This is a genomic window from Thalassotalea coralli (assembly GCF_055786205.1).
This window is the reverse complement of record NZ_JBVVBK010000007.1, coordinates 343,317-363,938: the sequence shown is the minus strand read 5'-3', so window position 1 is coordinate 363,938 and position 20,622 is coordinate 343,317. Positions and strand designations below refer to the sequence as shown.

General features: G+C 41.9%; 10 protein-coding genes and 1 riboswitch. Of the genes, 2 read left to right on the top strand and 8 right to left on the bottom strand.

Going from position 1 to position 20,622, the window contains the following annotated elements; genetic code table 11:
• From ACOB80_RS18265 to ACOB80_RS18245, 5 genes are all read right to left on the bottom strand, one after another.
• Positions 1-4,041: Ig-like domain-containing protein (locus ACOB80_RS18265; protein ID WP_473167303.1), on the bottom strand; the 4,041-nt coding region annotated here is incomplete at its 3' end.
• A gap of 141 nt (positions 4,042-4,182) precedes the next feature.
• Positions 4,183-4,719: a DUF3592 domain-containing protein gene (locus ACOB80_RS18260; protein WP_473167302.1), complete on the bottom strand. Its 537-nt coding sequence runs from the start codon at positions 4,717-4,719 to the stop codon at positions 4,183-4,185.
• Positions 4,716-5,876 (bottom strand): hypothetical protein, encoded by a 1,161-nt coding sequence (locus tag ACOB80_RS18255; RefSeq protein WP_473167301.1) that lies wholly within the window; start codon positions 5,874-5,876, stop codon positions 4,716-4,718. The genes ACOB80_RS18260 and ACOB80_RS18255 overlap by 4 nt, the downstream gene beginning before the upstream one ends.
• Positions 5,877-5,884: 8 nt before the next feature.
• Positions 5,885-9,406, bottom strand: coding sequence for a carboxypeptidase-like regulatory domain-containing protein (locus ACOB80_RS18250; protein WP_473167300.1), 3,522 nt, complete (start codon positions 9,404-9,406; stop codon positions 5,885-5,887).
• A gap of 87 nt (positions 9,407-9,493) precedes the next feature.
• Entirely contained in the window at positions 9,494-10,144 is a 651-nt protein-coding gene (locus ACOB80_RS18245; RefSeq protein WP_473167299.1) for a PEP-CTERM sorting domain-containing protein, read from the bottom strand.
• A 283-nt stretch (positions 10,145-10,427) separates the two neighbouring features.
• Here ACOB80_RS18245 and ACOB80_RS18240 point away from each other — a divergent pair, with 283 nt between their 5' ends.
• On the top strand, positions 10,428-13,775 hold the full coding sequence (locus tag ACOB80_RS18240) for a CRTAC1 family protein (RefSeq protein WP_473167298.1): 3,348 nt from the start codon (positions 10,428-10,430) through the stop codon (positions 13,773-13,775).
• Here the strand turns inward: ACOB80_RS18240 and ACOB80_RS18235 are convergent.
• Positions 13,753-15,477, bottom strand: coding sequence for a multiheme c-type cytochrome (locus ACOB80_RS18235; protein ID WP_473167297.1), 1,725 nt, complete (start codon positions 15,475-15,477; stop codon positions 13,753-13,755). The two genes, ACOB80_RS18240 and ACOB80_RS18235, sit on opposite strands and share 23 nt — an antisense overlap.
• A 613-nt stretch (positions 15,478-16,090) precedes the next feature.
• Here ACOB80_RS18235 and ACOB80_RS18230 point away from each other — a divergent pair.
• On the top strand, positions 16,091-16,864 hold the full coding sequence (locus ACOB80_RS18230; RefSeq protein ID WP_473167296.1) for a substrate-binding periplasmic protein: 774 nt from the start codon (positions 16,091-16,093) through the stop codon (positions 16,862-16,864).
• Between the two features lie 51 nt (positions 16,865-16,915).
• Here ACOB80_RS18230 and ACOB80_RS18225 read toward each other — a convergent pair whose 3' ends face one another.
• Together ACOB80_RS18225 and ACOB80_RS18220 are read right to left on the bottom strand one after the other, a co-directional pair.
• On the bottom strand, positions 16,916-18,295 hold the full coding sequence (locus ACOB80_RS18225) for a PhoH family protein (RefSeq protein ID WP_473167295.1): 1,380 nt from the start codon (positions 18,293-18,295) through the stop codon (positions 16,916-16,918).
• Between the two features lie 283 nt (positions 18,296-18,578).
• Positions 18,579-20,441 (bottom strand): TonB-dependent receptor domain-containing protein, encoded by a 1,863-nt coding sequence (locus tag ACOB80_RS18220; protein WP_473167294.1) that lies wholly within the window; start codon positions 20,439-20,441, stop codon positions 18,579-18,581.
• A gap of 33 nt (positions 20,442-20,474) precedes the next feature.
• A riboswitch (cobalamin riboswitch) is annotated at positions 20,475-20,610 on the bottom strand.
• Positions 20,611-20,622: the final 12 nt, after the last annotated feature.

The following is a 20,622-nucleotide window of genomic DNA, read 5'->3' as shown; positions in this document are numbered from 1 at the left end:
CGATACGGTGTCACCGTTCACACAGTGTGCTGCTACCGCTTCATCTAGGCGTAATACCACCGGAGCATTAACGGGTACATCCGTGAGTCCTTGTGACAGGTTGTTCGCTATCACACTCGGTGCCTGCACATCTTCACTGTCACCCGTCGTGAATTGGTACCTGTGATATGAGCCCACGTTATTACCTGCAATATCCTTCAGATAGGTTCCCCAGCTGATATACACGTAATACTGGTGCCCCGCTTCTAGCAATGCATCCGGCGTTAACGTTACCCGCTTGCCATCTGCACTTAAGCTCAAGGTCGCTGCTTCATTGCGCCTTTCTGTATTGTTATACAACCAGAATGTTTGACTATGTAGCGATGTCGGGTCGATACGCTCACTGAAATCTGCCGTAAACTCCGCATTCAAGGCCACTTCCGTTGCACTGTTCGTCGGGCTGTAGCTTCGCAGTGTGCCTGTTTGTGTATCAGTTTGTGTGCCTGTCGTGAAAGAGGTTGATTGTGCAGATTCAAGCAGATTACCACTAAGATCAGAAACACCGTCTACAACTAATGTATAGACTGTCTCAGACTCCAAGTTTAACTTAGGCTTTAAGGTTGCTATGCGCAGATCACTGCTATTTGTAAGGTCCACAGCAACAACTTCATCCCCTTTAAAGAGTTGTATGTTCTTAGTTGAATAACTGTTTACCGCTTCGTCAAACCTAATATTGAACCTGGCATTAATAGGTACGGATGTTTCCCCTTCAATAACACTAGTACTGCTAATCAGTGGAGCAACACCATCTGCATCAAACGCTGTTGTAAAGTAGTAAGTGCGGTTAGACATGGAATTACCAAAGAGGTCTTTTATTCCACTTCTCAAATATATTCTGTGTTGTCTTCCCACAAGAAACGCAGCATTCGGGGTAAAGGTGATTGTCGTGCTATCGTCCTTAACATCTATTAACCCTTCAATTCTTTCTCTTGTCGAGTTGTCTTCGATATAGAAACTTTCATTGGTTACACTTTCCGGATCGATCCGTTCACTCATCACCACAGTTAATGCAATATTAACGGGAACATTTTGAGCGTTGTGCACTGGGTTGATATTGCTAACAGTCGGTCTAACCGTATCAACAGTATTTCCGGTTTCGAAAGTAAACCGCTGTTCTTGTGCCAACGGGTTACCTGCAGTGTCTTTTACAATACCGATAACAACTTCATGCACAGTGTAATCTGCCATTAATGCATCAGGCGTAAACAATACCTGCGTATCACCGCCAATTAACTTAACGTTTCCTAGAACTGGTACGCCACCGTCTCCATATACACGAATAGAATTAGCGTTGACAGACTTACGTGATAGAGCCTCTGAGAAAGTAACAATAATAGCGCTGTTTTCCGCCACCTCAGTTTGATCAGCAGTCGGCTCAGTTGCAATTACCGCAGGTGCAATAATATCGGGGTTTGCGGGATCGGTACCTGCTGCAATCTCATCGCCGTCTTTTCTGCCATCATCATCGGAATCTTGATTGTTAGGGTCAATCCCACGCGCTACTTCTTCCCCGTCTAACAGGCCATCTCCATCGCTGTCAGGGTTATTGGCATCCGTCATCCAAGTATTAACTTCTTCTTCATCACCGAGACCGTCACCGTCTTCATCATTTTGCACTTCAAGCGTAACAGTAACCGTTGTTGAGCTGTTAGAACCCAGATCTGTTGCTATTGCTTTAACCGCAAGATTTTCAACATCCTGAGGAACAGTGAAAGGAACGGAATACGGGTAAGTAGCGTCTTGTGCAACTAGCTGATTATTAACATAAAAATCGACCTTACCAACGGCAATATCATCTTGCGCGTCTGCAGTTAACGTTAATCTTGCACCCTCAACTGTAACGCCGTCTGATGCTGGCTCAACTAGCGAAACTGTAGGAGATATTCCATTTGCATCGTTTAACTCCCTATACTGCGCGATAAACAGTTTCGTATCACCCGTCGCTTTATAATCTGAACCCACAACATATCTTTCTTCTGTAATAAAAGCATGGGTTGCATTAAGTGCAATACCGGTTCCGGCGTAGTCACCTAAGGGAGAAAGGTTTATCGTATCCTGAAAGAAAGGTTCATCAGGGTTTTTAGTATTCACATAGGCAACAACATTAGGGAATAATTGCTCAGCAAAGAAGGTAAATCCGTTTGTCACAGCAACATCACGTGGTACAAAGGTCCTGTCTCCGCCTTTTAACTCCAACGTTCCAGCTTCAGTTATCTTATATACTCGATAACCTGTGCTGTATGCCGCAACATAAATATATCCATTGCTAATTTCTACGTCTTTAACAGTACCGATATTCACAGAGGAGAGGTGCAATGGCGATGAAGGGTCTTCAATATCAAAAAGCGATAATGAAGTGCCACCTACAGCGACCATAAAGTTGTTTTCTACAGCGACACCTTTGACTCCAGTAAGGTGTTCGGTTGAACCTGCAACAAACGGTTTACTAGGATTCGCAACATTAAATATTTCGATGCCGGCCGAGCCATCTGCAACAAAAACAAAGTCGCCTTTTACCGATAAATCTTGAGCAATACCAGCGGTATCAGCAGTGCCAAGTAACTTAGGCTCAGTTACATCACTCACATCGATAATTTGAAGCCCAGCTTCGCCATCAGCAACAAATGCTAAGTCACCTGCCACCTTAACATCAATAGAGGTGCCTATGGTATCCAATGAGCCAATTATCTCAGGATTCAAGGTATCGTCTGCATCGACTATTTGCAGTCCAGCTGCACCGGCTGCGACAAATGCAACGTTTTCTTTTAGATCTACGTTATTAGCGTAGCCTGGAATGGTAACGGTAGACTGTGCGACAGGATCGAATTGCGTGACGTTTACATTTACTACAAAATTTTGGTCACGGTTAGTCACCGTTATTTTTGTTTCACCCGTTTGCCCTGCAAAAATCTCACCATCAGACAAACCAAAATTGGCAATAGTAATATCGTCCGTAGTATAACGGGTACCACTTGATTGTTGTGTGAGATCAACAGACGTACCATCTAACATGTAGCCAGTAACAGAGAGTTTTCCGCTGGCTTCACCATCAATGGCATTATAAGTTAAGAAAAGATTCTCAGGAGATACCGTTATGAAGTCAAGATAGTCTGCCAAATCACCACTTGAAGAATCATTTGGATCTGAACCACCTGCGATTTCCAATCCATCAGAAATACCGTCACCATCTGAATCGGCTAAAAGCGGATTGGTAATAAACCCGTTAACTCCAACAGTTAGCTCCTCTAAATCACTAACGCCATCACCATCTGTGTCAGCGTCGAAAATATTGGTACCTGCTTGATACTCTTCAAGTGCTGATAGCCCATCGTTATCATGATCTTCTAATGCATCGATAGGATCATTAGGATTAAGCCCAAGCGCACGTTCTGCGTCATCTGGAATTCCATCAGAATCCCCATCACCACCTATTTTCACTTCTATTCGGCGGCTAGCGAGTACGCCATCTTTACGAGCACTGATCAGAGCGACACCGTTAGCTTTAGCTGTAACCACACCGTCAGGGCTAACAGTTGCAATCATCTCATTTGTACTTGAATAGTTTGTTCCTTTTGTTCCAGCACTTAAGTCATCGACACTGCCGTCGGCAAAAAAACCAGTGACTGTTAGAGGAAAAGTTTGCTCAGGATTGTTTAGAAGTAATGTATCGGTTGTTGAAAAGCTAAGAGAAACCGGAATAGGAGCAAGCTGTTCAAATTTGATGTCGCCAACTTTTGTAATGCCATTACGTACCACATTAAAGTAATCGCTTTGACCGGATACCGTACGACCATCTTCTAAAGTACAGGTCGCTCTAGCGCGAATCTGTCCCATATTTGAAGGAACATTAGGTAACGCCCATCCACCATCTTCACTGACTTGGATCGTTCGGTTAAGTATATTAATTACGCACTTTTCGTCCAACGTGACGGCCTGAGCGCTTGTCACTACCAAAGGCAGAAAAACGATTGTACTTAGTAGACGATAAGACCAAATTTTCATTTTATATCCCTATTTAACCCGCGCACCAACTGCTCCTTTAGTGCTGGAGAACTAAAATCTTTAACCGTAATTTTTACGGGCTAATTCTGAAAAAGCCCTTATTTAAAAACACTAAAAAGTAATCACTTAAACTCAACGTACTTATTTTTTATATTTCAACTTAAAAACGAGAACATGCACTAACCAAAGAAAGGCCGCCCAAGAAATAAGAAAACCAACAAGCAACATCGACATATGTTCCCAAATAATATTTTTGATCAAAACGGATTCTGCCGTGTTATTTGGGTTTATGTAAATTTCTATTGGCTCAGAAGCTTCAAACTTTCTCTCTAATTCATGTCCTAACTCAAGCATAAAGCCGTCGTCATATATATCGTACCAAGTTACTTTATTTCCAATATACTCTTTATCATTAAATGTATACCTGTACTGAATACGAGGCGTATATAACGTATATTGGCTTCGATTATCTCTAGTAGTTGTTGTAATTTTTTCGTCAATATATACATTGATTAGCATCGCTTCATTGGGAAGCCAATTTATGGAAGAAATTGGACCAACTACCCCTTTAAATACTTTTATTGAGAAAACAATTACAAATATTAGCGCTATTAAAGCGACAAAATAGACACCCAATCTGGCTTTTCTAAGTTGTGCGCGGCTAACTTCTATTGTCATAAAATTGCTCTATTTAATTCGTTAGATACAATATTGTTATAGAAGAATAAATACCCGTCTTCCCAATTCGAACCGTAAATCAACTTATTAGATTTTTCTGCCCCAGCAATTGCAAAAGAAACAACTTGAATTGGCTGAACACTGTTATCACTGATAAAAGGGCGAAAAATTACAAACCTAGTTGAATCGCTATCTACATAACCTAGCAGTTCAACTGATTGCCACTTATTCACGCGCGCTAAAAATGCATTTGCTGTAAATATTACGCTTTGGACTATACCACCGCGATTCTCATTCATCATGACGCCATTTCCTTGTGGCTTAGCCGTGGTTGACGTGACAAACTTTTCAATTTCAGAATCATTTTCAGGATCTACTTGCTCGGATTCGTTTAAAAATTGACAAAAAGCAACCGTCTCCATAGATTTGTAAATCGTACAATTCTTTTGCCTAGAAACTGTCTGAGTGCCTTTGAATCGCTGCATTGCAAATTTAAATGTAAATTCGTTCTTCTTACCACGGTACAGTCCACCCTCTGGGTGGGAAACCGAAAATTCAATAGGCTTACTCTTGAATTTCAACTTGTTAGTCAAATCACCATTTAACCGATTAGACTCTAGGTACGTCATCTTACCTAAATCCAATAAATCTGAAGCTTGAGAGTTATCAGCAATAGAAAAAACCATGTAACACCTGCTTTCACAAACAACTCGTTCTTGCCAGCTCATACTCTTGTTTTGTGAGTTAAAGAGCTTCACACCAAATACAGTAAAACTGTCCCACTGTTGCATGGAAGTAATTCGCACCCTGTTTAGGGTGGCATACTTTGTGAGCTTCAATTTATTCGTTGTAATCGCATTTTCAAACTTAGCTCTGCTGCCATCTTTATTTGTAAAAAGTCTCGCTACCTCCTTTATTTTCTGTTCTTTCAACAGCCAATAATAGTGAGATAGCAAATTCTGAGCACTATCGAATCTTGCTTCACTAGTCAGTTCTAATTCATGGCCCTTTCGCGTGGCTTCCAAGTTTTGTGAGGCGGCAAACATCGACTCACCTTTGTGTGAGATAATACTCCATTCTTTTCGTTCTACGGCAATAGCTTGCTGACCAAACGTAACACCAAAAATTAAAAAAAGGATTAACTGCTTTATCTTCATTTTCATTCCTACAAGCAACTTCCGCCGCCGCCGTCTGATACTTTAATTGGGTCTGGTTTATAATTGTACTCGAAGTCAAAAAACAAGAACTTCAGTTTTGCGCTCCCCTCCGCAAATAGCTCAACCGGTTTTATTTGCCATGCACATGTCTTAGGTCCAGTACAGCTATTCGAAGATGAGCTCACGTTAGCCTCTACTCTAGCACCACCTTTTATAGTTCCCGAAATACCTTCTTTAGTAGACCAGCAGTGATTGTTACTAGGCTTCTTCCTCGCTTCTCGGCTATAAAAGCTACAATGATATAACGCATTATCAAAATCCCACTCTTGCATTGCAGCTTGCAACGTACCACTAGCAGCGATCTCCCCTCCTACAGCAACTTGAGCACCAAATTCGTGGCAATTTTCATCATCTGGGCATCCCAGCTTTTCTGTATACTCATACTTTGGTGCAGTTGCTCCAGTTACAGTCCCTCTCAGCTCAGCATTTGCACCCACAGCAAAACGTTCATCCCTATTGAAATAATGTTCATATGACGGAAAAGGAAGCCTAGGTGTTGCAGCAGACGCAGTCGCTTTAATTTCAAGGTCAATTGCATATTTATTTTGTATGACAGGCTCAGTCGTTACACACGCGGTACAACAGGCTTCGCCCTGCTCCATTGAACCTCCACCAGTAATATCAAGTGATAAAGTAAACGGAGATACTTTTCGCAGCTTTTCTGAGCCACGATTTAATATAGTCAAGAAATTTGTTATTTCTCCAGGAATGCCAACCTTGGTAACTTCTTTATCTTTGCTCGCTTCACAGTGATTGCCACAAGAGCCATCTTTACAGGTATAACATGCTGTATCTGTTCCAGGTGTGCCACACGGTTGATCTTCTTTACTTTCGTCTGGTACTTTCTTACCTTCAGAACACATAGCACACTTTTTATCTTCTTCTTTGATATCTCCATCATCAGGTACATCAAAAATTGGGTTTGCTCCATCGCATCCTGGCTTTTTACAATCGAATTTCACATCTGCTTTCACCGGAATATCGCTCGGATCTGGTTTGAATCCCTTACACAATTGTGTTTTACAATCTTCTGGTGTCTGTTTGGAAAGAGGTTTATTATCCTGTGCCGGATCTCTTACGCAGGAACTGCCCTGACATTTTTGACACTCTGGACAATTGTGAGCTGTACCTGAACCACCCGGTTGTGAACCACAATGCCAGCCTGCTTTTACGACACCAACTCCAGGGTTGGATGAAACAACTGAGCCATCTTCCGAAACTGTACCTAAACCTATGGCTACGAATTCTTCTAAGTCATGGTCGTAAGAGTACATCTCAACTTGTGCACCCGGCGCATGACCATCAACGTTTGGCAAGGATAATTTAGCAGCAGGAGAAAATGTTGCGCCAACTGGCTGAATTGTTACGATAAACTGAGGTTGCATACCATTGGGCGGCGCCATTGGTACTTTTGAGGCGTTTACAGATGTGACTGAAACAATTCCTTCGCGTGAACCGTCTGGGAATGTCACCGAATCTTTTGCGATTTCCAGTTTAAATCCAGGGAAATTATCTAGGGTAAGTACTACGTCTTCTTTACCCGCATACACACCGTTATCTGTGTCTAATTTGACCATGTAGATCGGACCAGAAAGTGGGTTGTCCACACCTGACACGGTCACAACATGATAGCTTAGAGTCGGATACTCACCAAAAGCTAACGTGGTCGAGCCATCAACGATTAAATGAACCGGTCCAACTGGCGCTTGAGTAATAGTGAACTGACCTTGTTGATCAGTAAATGCAGTTCTATCAGTGCCTTCTATACGCACCGTTACACCCGGCAATGGTGTGTCCTGATTGTCCAGTACAACACCACTCACACTCGTGATTCCAGCGTCTGCTGGTACAAATGCTGTCGCTGAGAAACCTGCCAGTAATTCCATACCCTCAGGCGAATCAATCAATACAGCTTCAACACGTTGGGCATCTATACCTGTAAGTGAACCTAAGGTTAGTTGCGCCGACGCACGTCCATCGCTGTCAGTTGACGTTTCGTAGCTGCTTTGTTCATTTTGAAAAACACCGTCGCCTTTGATCACATCAAATCGTACACGTGCTCCTTGAACTACGTTGGCACCACTGTCGGTTACTGCAACAACAAACGGAGCTGGTAAGGTTTGTCCTACAACACCACGCTGATTATTACCTGAGTTAACACTGATTTTGTCACCCGTTACGCTGATTGCTGACGCAGGGAAAATAACCTCGTTTTCAACCCCAACGACTTTAGCGCGAACTTTATGGTTAGCAACACCTGTGCGGTAGCCTACCTGAAATTCGGTGCTCGCCACACCTTCAGCATCAGTCTTCGCAATGATAGCTCGGCCGGATGTTTCAGGCGTGCTGCCAACAATTCCTGCACCTTGCGTTACCCTGAAGACAACAGTAGCATCTTCGATTGGCGCATCAGAGCCATCAAGCAATTTTACGATAAGTCGTTCAGGTAGTTTATTGCCGATTTGCGCAGTTTGGTTTTGGCCGCTTACCAATACTAAGCGCTTATCTGTTACGATTTTGTAGATGATTTTTTGCGATATAGATGTACTGTTGCCGGATTCATCAATAGCGGTAACCGTAATAACATTTTCGCCCTCGTTTAACGGCACATCTGATGCAGCATAGCTACGGTTAGATACGGTCGCTTTAATACCATTAACTTCAACCGTTGCTTGCTCTTCAGAAACGGTTCCGCGCACAATATCATTAACTAGGCCTGTAACAGTAATTTTGTCACTATAAACTTCTTGTGCTTCTGTATGAGATTCGATTGTTACGTAAGGAGGAGTTAAATCCAGAGATACTGAAATAGAATCGGTTGTTTGCTCACCACTTGCATTGGTCGCGCGTGCGACAACTGTGTTAAATCCTTCGGTTAGTTCGACATTAGCACTAAACTGCTTACCATCATGCGCAATTACTGCGCCATTTAATGTTAATTCCGCATTTTCCTGATTAATGGTGCCCGTAACGGTTACTGGTGAGCTTCCAAACGTGGTTAACGTAGCAGGTGTTAATATATCCACTTCCAGTGCCACGGGCTCTTGTGATACCTGAACATAGGCAGAGCCACTGATATTGAAACTGTTGCGTCCACCGGCAATAGTGAGGGGGCCAACTGTCAGGCTTTGACCGGGCGCCAAAACCTGATTTTCCGGAAGTGCTACAACATAGTCCAATTCGCCTAGCTTGCCGTCAGCATTGGCTACCGACATAGTAGCTGGCGTAAGCGATTCGATAACAAAGTGAATGGGGCCGTTTATCTGTTCATCACCATTGTTTGTGATTTGTGCCGTAACGGTAGCATCAGGAGAACGCCTACTGCGTTGTGGGTTATTCCAGCTTACTTCTATTTGCGTGTTTTTCACCCAACCATCTGAATTAGTTTGCGCATTTACCTTACCGACGTTGACGAGTAAAGCAGCAACCGAGCAAACGAATATGAAAAGTAATAACTTAACGGTATTCAAACTTTTATCTCCCTGATAACGCTATCTTTTACAAAAGCGAGCTTCTTCCTAAAAAAGGGCCTAATTAGCCCTTATAATAAATTTTTTCTACATAGACTTGCGACAACGAGCTAGCAGTGCGAGACCAGCGAGTAACATAAAGAAGGACTCTGGCTCAGGCACTGGGGTGCTATTGTAAGTAATAAAGACATTGTCGACCGAGTAGGAATTATTAAACCCATCATCTTCATCGGCAAGTTCAAATGAGATGGCAATTTCTCTGCCCAACCAATTACTCATATCGAATAAGAAGGTTTCAGCTACATTTCCAAATGCAGAAATTTCAAACACCGAATCAAAAGTGTCGTCAGCCGCATCATAAATTGCCAAAAATAGTGTATCTCTGAATGCAGAACCGCCTTGTTCCGTTGGATCAAAAAGCATACTTTGTAGTGCGACATCGACACTTAACATTGACACATTAAGATCAACCATGATTGGTGAATCAAAAAGAAAACTTCCATCATCGCCTTGTGTTAAGACAGCTGCAAACGGGTCAATATCATCACCGGATGATAAAATAGCCTGACCGCCATTTTCTGTCACGGAGCCAGTGAAACTTGCGTCGTTCCAGCCATTCAGTCCTGATGAAAAATCACCATTTATGATTAGGGTCGCATGTGCTGCCACGCTAAAAAAGAGATATTGCACAACGCATAAAAGCGCCATACAGGCTTTAGTTATTGTACTGCTTTTCATAAAACCGCATCCTTTCTGTTATTATTTTTCCGCCCAAACTACCTGCGCCTAGCATGCACGAATGCTGTCGCATTTCATCAACTTTACGACCAAGTGCAACCCAACGAAGTATGAGTATAGCACCCAAAAACGTATATTTTTCGTACAAGCAAAATAATCTTAAACTAGGTGTTTTTGTAAGTAAAGAGTATTTTTTTTATTGCCATCATGTAAACAAATTAAACTTTCGTTAAAGACATCTTCGCGTTAAAGTATGACAGTTTGTTGAAAAACAGGGATTGTTGTGGATAAAGCTCTTCTTAATATCAAAACACTAACTGCCTTTGGACTGATCAGTGTTATCTGCTTATCACTATATCTTATTTCTGTTTTTACTTTTTCGACAACCTCCAAGTCTGTACCCCCTATCAGTTACCAAACTCAGTACACCCCCGTACAATTTGTAGAATCAGCCTTCATTAAGGGCATCGTGTTCAAACATATTCAGCGCACCGAAAAGCTATCAGGTATTAAAGATGCAATGGGATCAGGTGTATGTGTCATTGATTTCAATCAAGATGGATATGAAGATGTGTTTGTTGTGGGAGGAGAAGGCGTTACTCGTCGATATGGAAGGAAACATTGGTGGAACAATCCGACAGGCTCCAAACTTTATCAGAATATCGCCGGACAGTATTTTGTAGACGTCACCACCGTAGCAGAAGAAACAATGTTATCTGGTGGATATGGCTGTGCTGTTGGCGATTTGAATGACGACGGATATCCGGATCTAGTTTATGGTAAAACTAACGAAATAATCTTGCTCACCAACGAAAATGGCAAAACTTTTAGTCGATCCACTATAGGTGAGATCCCCAAACCTTATTGGCCGCTATCTATCACTATTTGGGATTATGATCAGGATGGCAAACAGGATATTCTCGTCGCCAACTTTCTAGATTATGAAAATGACATAAAGATAGGGAACCAGCAATACGGCTATGAAACTGATTCCCAATTTGATGCCGAAAACTACAATGGATTAAGAAATGCAATCCTGCTAAATAGTGGTATCCAAGACAAAACGTCCACTCCTCTATTCGAAACACTACAACTACCAAGTTATGACCGAACTTTAAGTATCATACCCAAACAAATGGTTGCCGAAAATAAGCCTGCTTCTAGCGGCTACTATATTGCAAACGGCTCGGGTTCAAATTCAGATTTCATTGGTTTTGGTAATATTCAATCAAGTGACCCCTTTACCAAATTATTGAGTTTTAAGAAGTCCCCCAACGTTCAGCTCGCTTCTATCAAGATTGCAGATAAAACAGCATTGTTGTTTATCCCCTTTGGCGGTGGCAGCACCCAATTGCATTTTGTCGGTGAACAGGTAAACAAGGACAGGGCTTGGCAACTATTCGCTACATCCGATAAAGACGCTTCAGTGCAATCTTGGGGGACAATTGTTGAAGATTTAAATAATGACGGTCTTGATGACTTCATCTTAGCAAAGGGCAATGCAGCCCCCCATATTGACACCCCTTATTTACCTATAGGAAATATAAATTCCGGAAGGCTTCAACTACCCAATGGGCGATTTGAGTCAACTTTATTTACCCAGTTTCCCACACTAAAACGTTCCTCCAGAGGGATCGCGTCTGCTGATTTCGACAACGATGGGCAACTTGATTATGTCGTAAACAACAACAATGGTGTGCTATCTCTGTATATGAATCACAGTGACACCAAAAATAACTGGATATCTTTTAACTGCCGGCCAATGAACCTTTGTAACTTGGTAGAGTTTACTTTGAACACAGAGTCAAACACGCAGTTGGCAACCAAGACCTCAGTGAAGCCTCAGCCCTTTTTATCTTCAAGCCAACGCAGAGTGCATTTCGGCCTAGGTCAATTTGATTCTGACGTATCGCTTAAAGTAACAGGACCTGACAACAAATACATTTTTGAAAACTTAACTCTCAACAACGTCTATCAGTTAAATTTGGCTCACGGTAGTATCGACATTATCTCGAAAAAACCGAAGAGGCATACTGACTCAATTGAGACCAATCATTACAATTTGTTTGCGTATATAGATTTACCAGTGAAAGAACTCATTCCCGCTTTATCGCAAACAAATACCCCGTCGCTAAACGAATTACTGACATTTGCCAAACAATTGAACCACGATAAATTTGTAACAGTAAAAACTTCGCAGGCGAGAAGCCAAGAAGTCATCACATTGATCAGTTGGTTATTCAACCAAATGCAGCGATTTCCTCCGTCGCAACAGCGTGTTGAACTTTATACGATGCTTATAGAGTTAATCAGCAAAACCGAAAGTGATCTGTTTGTCGAACACTTGGATTACTTGATTCGTTCACTGCCAGAACCACAATTTTGCCAACTAACAGATAATCTTAATTACTGGTTCTGGGAAGAAGAAGTGGCTCCTTTAAGTAAGCCAGTGCTGAAATCTCAGTTATTGCATCGCGCACTGAGAACGTCCTCTGAATCTGAGGCCATTTGTGCTCTTCACGCTTTGAGTGCGAGCGAAGACCCAACAATAGGCTCTTCTCTCATGTCACTTCTTCACCGAGAGCAAAAGAATCAACACATATCAAACGCCCTTATTGCATCTGTCATTAGAACAATTGGCTTTTTAAAGTACCGAAAAGCACTATCACCATTAACACATATCTGTTCCAAGGTTCACGATCCAGTACTTAAAGCCGAATGCGCAGTCACATTGACCAAACTTAACGAACAACCTGGCAAGATAAAATCTATTGTTGAAATGACTAGAAATGATGCCTTGGTATTCAGACTTCATCCTGACAGGCTTGTTTTACAAAACGTTTTTGGCTCCCCAGCGAGGCAGGAGCCAAACCCAACTGAAACTTCTTGGATCAACACCTACCTTAATTCGACTTTGTTTAGCCATTTTTCCATCGCGCATACAATCGATATTTTCTCAGCAACAACAGAGCAGGATAAATTACGAGCGATAAATCAACTTAATCAGTTGCGCTCAGAGAAGGATATAGAACGCATTGCCATAAAAATGAACCAACTCGGCCTGCCCCTGCCTGAAGATTACTCGCAGTTACTACTAGAGCATTATCCCGAGCAATCCTGGTTTATTCCTTACTTATCTTTGCAAAGCTTAAAGTCCTTTTTCGAAAGCCAAGATTTAAACCAGTACTCCCTAGCATTTCAGTCAGCTATATCAAAAGAGTGTCGTATTCGCGCTTCTTTGACAAAGTATTGTGAGCAACGCTTTGCGCCAGACATGAAGGACCTCAGAAGCCGTTTTAGTTCTATCTTAGAACACAACCCCATGGCACTTAGTTACGTGATGCAATCCAACTCAAAGATGAAAAAACGAGTAGTGATAAACCAACTGGCCCGCGCTGCGCGAAATGCACACAAAGAAGGGTTAACAGAACAAAGCCCCCTACTGACCAGAATTTTTGAGTTTTTGTATCTTCAGCACAGTTACACCGATATCTCTGATAATCAGGTAAATACCGTGTGGATTGGTAGCTTTATCCGTTACGCGCAAGCTAAAGGTTATGTACTAGATTCGAAGTGGCGCCAGTATCATGTACTTGCATCAAACAAGACTACTGACTCGCTGGCGCCTTGAGCACTTTAACGCTGACACTGTCTCGTGCAATATCGATTATTGGATTGGTGTCAACTGATTGTTTTAGATTAACCCAATCTAAATACTTCTGATTGAGTTTACGAAACTTAAGTGTGGCTGAAATGGTAAGTGGTGAAGTGGCCCAGTCTGGTACCGTGAGATCGAATTCCACGACGTCAGTAGAACCCGCAGGAATAACATTTATATAACTGCGTCCAACCATATTGAATAAGTCGTGACGCCATACTTCTTTACCGTGTCTATCGATTGCGATCTCTTTATAAACAACCGTATCAGCCCCTAGGGACCCATCTTTTTGCAACTGACCGCTTGAGGTGACAAGACGTTGCTGTGCGTCATATACCTTAAAATCTATCCAAGCTTCATTTAAATCTATGGTGCCACCAGGAAAACTATGCCCAACGCCCTGATTCGTCAATAACACTTTGATTTTTTTGTGCTCTCCCCGATACATAGCAACCGGGTATTTGTGCTGGTTTCTCAGTTCAGCTTTAAGATACAAAGCGCTTTGTTTGGCCTGCTCATCTTCTGGAGGCTCAATCGACAGCTGAATTTTGTCTTGTTGTAGGAATTCTTTGGTCATTTCAAATAATGTTTCATTGCCGAAATGTTTCGCCAACATTACGTTGGCACCGACAAAGTAGTGAGAACGTACTTTTCCTGCGCCATCGGATGCGATGTCGTCAGCATCTATCATCGGCATGTGGCAGTCCTGGCATTGTTTGTTTTGTGGATGGGAAAATCTCGGTTCCTTAGGCGAATTGAACTTACTGTTTGACCAGGCTAGAAATTCGTCCTGCATTTTTACCCAGCCCCAATTATTCATGGATTTATCCATAAATTGGGTATGACATGAACTGCAAAATTGCGACTCTTGCAGCAGTGGTGATAAAAGATCATTCGAATGACGCTGTGGAACCAACTTTAGCGCCTGTTGATGCAAAAAATTAAGCGGCCATACATCCACATTGGCAAACAAATACGATTCTCTGGGGGCAAAATGATAACTTGCCACCCCTTCTGAGCTAGTCAGTTGATTCACACCATGACACGACATACAGCTAATCCCTTCTTTATTTGCTACGGTATCAGGTATGCCTCCATGGCTGCCACCTGGTGTTAACTGACCAGTCAACAAGGCCACTGGTGCATGACACCCTTCACAGTATCGGGTTGCTGCAATGCCTTTAGATTCCGTCAGCAAATTCACGTTTCGCACATATGTGGGATCATCCGCCGCATGTCTGTGCGTAGAAGCCATCCATTGCTCACCGATACCTTTATGGCATTCAATACATTGTGCAGATTCGGCAATATGTCTTCGCTGTACGAAAGTACCACTCTCGGTCATGGTTAGGCTGGGCAAGAAAGGACCGTCGCCATATGCATAAAGGTAATTATCCACCGTATCATTTGGGTAGTTGTTTTGGATTAGGTAGTTTCCAGCCAATAGGCCAACAGTGATAGCACTTGTTACCCCTACACCAACTAAAACAGGTCTGATTATTTTACTAGAAAGCGTGACAAACCCGGACGGAACACTTGAACGTCTGTTTTTCGGAAATGTTACGTAATGCCATATTAAATGAACGACTAACAGGAAAAGCGTTAATATTGCACAAACTATGTGACTGTCGAGCAACCAGGCTTGTTTTTTTAATACGCCAGTAAAACTGATCAAGACACCGGTTAATAAGAGATAGCAGGTTGCAAGAAATAAACTCACACCAAGAATGATCGAGCCAGTCCGTCGAAAACCCACTGTTCGTTTAAAATGTTTATAGGAGTAAAAAAAGAAAATGGCGCCAATTACATAACCCGCAAACAGGTGTACAAGGGCTAGTGCCTGACGAAACCACCCCCAACTCAGGTTCAGTGCATAAGAAGTAAAACCACTAACAACGAGAATTAAGAAGAGGGCGATAAAGCCGTGTAATAAAGATATTTCTAGTTTATGTTTATCTTGTATTCCCATTACGGCACGTCCATGTTACTTCTGCCCTTCTTTATTGACCTTGGAAATATATCAAGGGGAGGTTGGAACAGCCAGTGTTAATTTTATTGATATGGCAACATAAAGCCTGTAGTCGGACAATAACAACATAGAGATTTTGTCCTCCATATCCCTAGGCACCATGGCTTTGGGTTCCCTCCTAAAAGTGCGGTAAAACGTAATCTAAAAATATTACAATCAAGAAAGCTGCCGATTGCAATTTAGCTCTCTCCCTGTAAATATAATAATTGTCAGAAAGAAGTGGATGTCGACAAATACGTTGTCAGTTAGATAGTAAATAATGCGAAGTTATCTTAAACAACAAAAATTTACCAAGTACTCAATGATCAGCATGTTGAGTATTTTTCTTTGCATTATCACCACAAAGTGCATAGCAAACGAAAATAAAAGCACTATCGTAGTAGGTTTTGAGAACTTGGATTATGCACCACTTTTTTCTACAAATGAAAAAGGCGAAATTGTCGGTTTTATTCCAGAGTTAGTCACACTTGTAGCGAGCGAATACCAACTAAACGTCTCCTTAGAATCATTCCCTGTGGGTCGCCTAAAAAGTGAAATAAACAAGGGGAGTATTGATATTCAATTTCCCGACAGCCCTGCCTGGCAGACTCAGCTAGCACCTGAAAAAGAATACTCCTTACCTGTAGTTAGTTATACAGACGGTTACTTTTCTACTGAACCGACAGGTAACATTGAACTGGTGGCAACCCCGTTAGGCTTTACTATTCATGCAATGCCTAGTTTTTCCATACAAGTAGCGACACCAACGAGTGTTACTGCTTTGTTTACAATGTTAAAAATAGGCCGAGTTGACGCTATTTACCTTAACGAAGTTATTGCGAACCACTATGCGGCTGCCAACAATTTACACATAACAAAACGTAGTGATTTGCCTAGCGACAAAGGTTTTTACCATTTTAGCGCAAGTGACGAACATCCGTTCATTGATTTTGTAAACCAATTTATCGCGACCTACCCTGACAAATTTAATCAACTACGCAGTAAATACAAACTTACGACTGAACTGAGTAAACACAATAGACCTGACCTTTAGTGGCTTATCTAAAAAGATAAGCCACTAACAAAGCCTAAATGGGTTTAAGTGTTAAAGATTTTCCTCTGCAAACGATGCTAAATTACTTCTCACCACACCATTTAGATTGACAGTGGTACTTCCTGGAAAGTTCTTAAACCGCTCTACAATATAGGTTAAACCTGAGGTTAAGGCGGTTAGATAGTTGCTATCAATTTGCGCTAAGTTACCAGAGCAAACAAGCTTAGTCCCCTCACCACAGCGTGTGATGATGGTTTTAAGTTGAGATGCTGTGAGGTTTTGACACTCATCGAGTAGCACGAAGGCATTTTGAATACTTCGACCACGCATAAAGTTTACTGATTTAAACTGAATATTGGCTTTGTCCATAATGTAATTCATGCTGCCAGCCATATTTTCATCTTGTTTATGCAACACTTCTAACGAGTCGGTAATCGCGGCTAACCAAGGTGCCATTTTCTCTTCTTCGGTACCAGGTAAAAAGCCGATAGATTCAGCAATTTCAGGCGTACTTCTAGTGACAATGACTTTATCGTACATCCCTCGCTCTACAACTAGCTCTAGTGCTGAAGCAAGAGCTAATAAGGTTTTACCACAACCTGCAGGACCAGTAAGAATAACCAGGTCAATGTTAGGGTCTAACAAAGCATCCATTGCCATACCTTGATAGATATTTTTTGGGTGAATTCCCCAAGCTTGTTTTGCCATTAAGCGTTCACGGCTAATATCGGCAATTGCGAGCTTTTCATCATCAAAGCCAACCACTTTTCCGGCAAAATGCTCCCCTTCATCGAGCAGGTATTCGTTAACAAAGGCTGTTGGCAAGATGCTTTTATCAATGTAATGAGTCGTATTGCGGCCTTCCGTTTCGCTTTCGCACTCTTTAACTTGCTCCCAAAAGTCACCATCAAATTTATGGTAGCCCTTGGTTAAGAACTGAATGTCATCGATGAGTTGGTCAGTTCTGTAATCTTCAACATGATGCAAACCCGCGCCTTTTGCCTTGAGGCGCATATTAATATCTTTGGTGACTAACACCACTTTGCGATTTTTTCGAAAAGCTTGAATATGGAGCGCAGTATTGATTATTCGATTATCATTTTCGTTAAAAGACAACTTTCCAGTAGTTTGCTCTAAGGTATAATCATTAAAAATGGACAAACAGCCAGTACCATTACTATCTTCTCGCGCAGGGATCGGAACACCAGCAAGCACCTCTTCTGGTGAAGCATTAGCAAGTGCATCTTCTAACGCACGAATAGCAACACGTGCATCACGGCTAACATCTTTACGACGATCTTTTATTGAATCTAGTTCTTCTAATACCGTCATTGGGACGACGACATCGTGTTCCTGAAAGGATAAAAAGGCGAAAGGTTCGTGAAGTAAAATATTGGTGTCTAAGATATAAATCGTTTTCTCTTCAGTCATATACACAAATTCCCTCAACATTGAAAAACCTGCGTTAATCAACTCGGCAATCCGCTACCTAAGCAAGCTGTCAAATTGATCAACAATTGCGATTGATATTTGACCCTCCTCACGTCACTAAATGAATGAAGCAATTCCACTTTGACAGTTATTTTCATCACTTGCAAGCGAGATTTACAACAATTTACAACTGTTTTATTTCACTTTTTGAGAAGCATAAAAAAGGCCATTGAGCAAACCCAATAGCCTTTTTATTTTTAAGTTATTTGTTACTAGACTTATTTTAGTTCTGGTAACTAATACCGAAGTACACTACGCGACCTTGCGAGTAGTAGCCGCTTGTCGTGTTGTAATCTTCATTGAAGGCATTATTTACTTTCGCTTCTAATTTAATCGCCTCAGTAACTGGGTAGCTAACACCTAAATTAACTAACTGATAGCTATCTAATTCTACTGTACCTACACCCCACACAGAATCGTAACGCTTACCTTTGTATTGCCACTCTAGGTAAACATCAGCATTGGCCACTTCTGCATTGAACTGGTAACTGTAAAATTCCTTCGCACGACGGATAAGTTGCGCAATTTCACCCGGCTTTGCACCTTGGTCTTCTGCTTCAACATAGCTCGCATTAAACTGGTGAACACCGCCAAAACCACGGTAGTTTAAGCCAAGTTCCGCACCTTTAATTTCCACATTAGCAACATTTATTGGCGTAGTGTTTCCATCGCTATCTTTGCCTGTCCACTCGATAAGATTTTCGATATCCGTTTGATAAAGGTTAAAATCAACGCGCAACTCGTCAAGCTGACTAGTCAAGGTAAACTCATAGTTTTCTGAAGTCTCAGAAACTAAATTTTCATTACCAATCGAACCCCATTGTGGTGGGTAGTAAAGGTCATTAAAGGTTGGTGCTTTAAAACCTGTTCCTGTTGAAAAAACCATGCGCGTGTTATCAGTTAACTGATAAGCGACACTTGCGTTGTACGATGTTTCTGAATCAACACCATGTACATCATCATAACGAAGAGCTAATTCATAAGTGAATTTGTCTTTGTTGTACATGGTGTGACCAAAAATACCGTAGATATCACGTTGTTTTTCTTTGTATTCGTTCGTACCTTTTAGCTGTTCATCGATGTAATCAACACCAAAGCTCGCTTGCCAATCAGATGAAAAAACTGTGCTGTTTACCCATGAGACTTGATCACGTCGAGTATCATAAACATCTCCTGTTGGCGTGACTTTACCTTCGTCATTTCTAAATCCTTCATTTGAAGTACGGCTTTGACCAACTGAAAACTCAGAAACATTGTCGTAGTTACCAAGCATAGAATCAATTTTTGCACCTAAATGCCAAACATGGTTACTAACTTCTGTTTCATTCGCACCCCAGCCGCTATCGTATTCTGTATCGCCCGTATCAACTTGTACTAACCAGTTAACAGAAAAGCTATCCGTAACTTGTTGCTCGCCATTAACTGCAATAGAGTCGTAACTGAAACCATCTTCATCAGTTTCGTCGCCCTCGCGAACGTCAAAGCCATCACTTTCTTCATGGTTAACACTAATACTGGTAAAGCCATTGCCGTGCTCGATACCAACACCTGCACTGAACTTTTGGTAACTTTCACTACCAAATGTAGCGCTGGCAAAGTGCTCACCACCTTCAAGCTTACGCGTAAAGATTTGAATAACGCCACCGATAGCGTCTGAGCCCCAAAGTGCCGCGCGTGGACCTTTAACAATTTCAATACGGTCAATTAATTCAGGTGCAATTTCATTTAAATTTGCTGTACCAAGTGTTGCCGAGCCAACACGTACACCATTCACCAAAATTAAAGTATGCGCTGAGTCATTACCACGAATATAAACTGATGAGTTTTGACCTCTATCACCGTTTTTAGAAATATCAACGCCTGAAACAGTCGCTAACACGTCCAAAACAGATTTCGCTTGAATTAGCTCAATTTGTTCACGAGTAATAATCACTTCTGACGCTAATACATCTTCCGCTTTCGTTGCGAAGCGGTTTGCTGTTACCGAGATGTATTCATCTGCGTCAGTTGCTTGAGTAGTGTCGTTTGCTAATACCGGGGTTGTTAATGCCGTCAATACCGATGCGGCAATTATAGTTTTTTTCATATGCTCCTCGCCATCAAAGCCGCCCGCTTTGATAAGAAAGTTAGGTATTGAACCGGTCTCCGGACTGATGGTTTATCTAAACCAATTACCGTTGCGGGGGCAGTGTAGGAATTTCACCTACTTCCCTTTTTGCTCAATCTAGTCGAGCGCTCAATACGTAGTGTTTACGCCAGTTTTACTG

Coding starts and splice junctions, on each gene's coding strand:
- ACOB80_RS18245 (WP_473167299.1), bottom strand. CDS start 10,144: ATGAAAAGCAGTACAATAACTAAAGCCTGTATGGCGCTTTTATGCGTT.
- ACOB80_RS18220 (WP_473167294.1), bottom strand. CDS start 20,441: ATGAAAAAAACTATAATTGCCGCATCGGTATTGACGGCATTAACAACC.
- ACOB80_RS18230 (WP_473167296.1), top strand. CDS start 16,091: ATGCGAAGTTATCTTAAACAACAAAAATTTACCAAGTACTCAATGATC.
- ACOB80_RS18260 (WP_473167302.1), bottom strand. CDS start 4,719: ATGACAATAGAAGTTAGCCGCGCACAACTTAGAAAAGCCAGATTGGGT.
- ACOB80_RS18255 (WP_473167301.1), bottom strand. CDS start 5,876: ATGAAGATAAAGCAGTTAATCCTTTTTTTAATTTTTGGTGTTACGTTT.
- ACOB80_RS18225 (WP_473167295.1), bottom strand. CDS start 18,295: ATGACTGAAGAGAAAACGATTTATATCTTAGACACCAATATTTTACTT.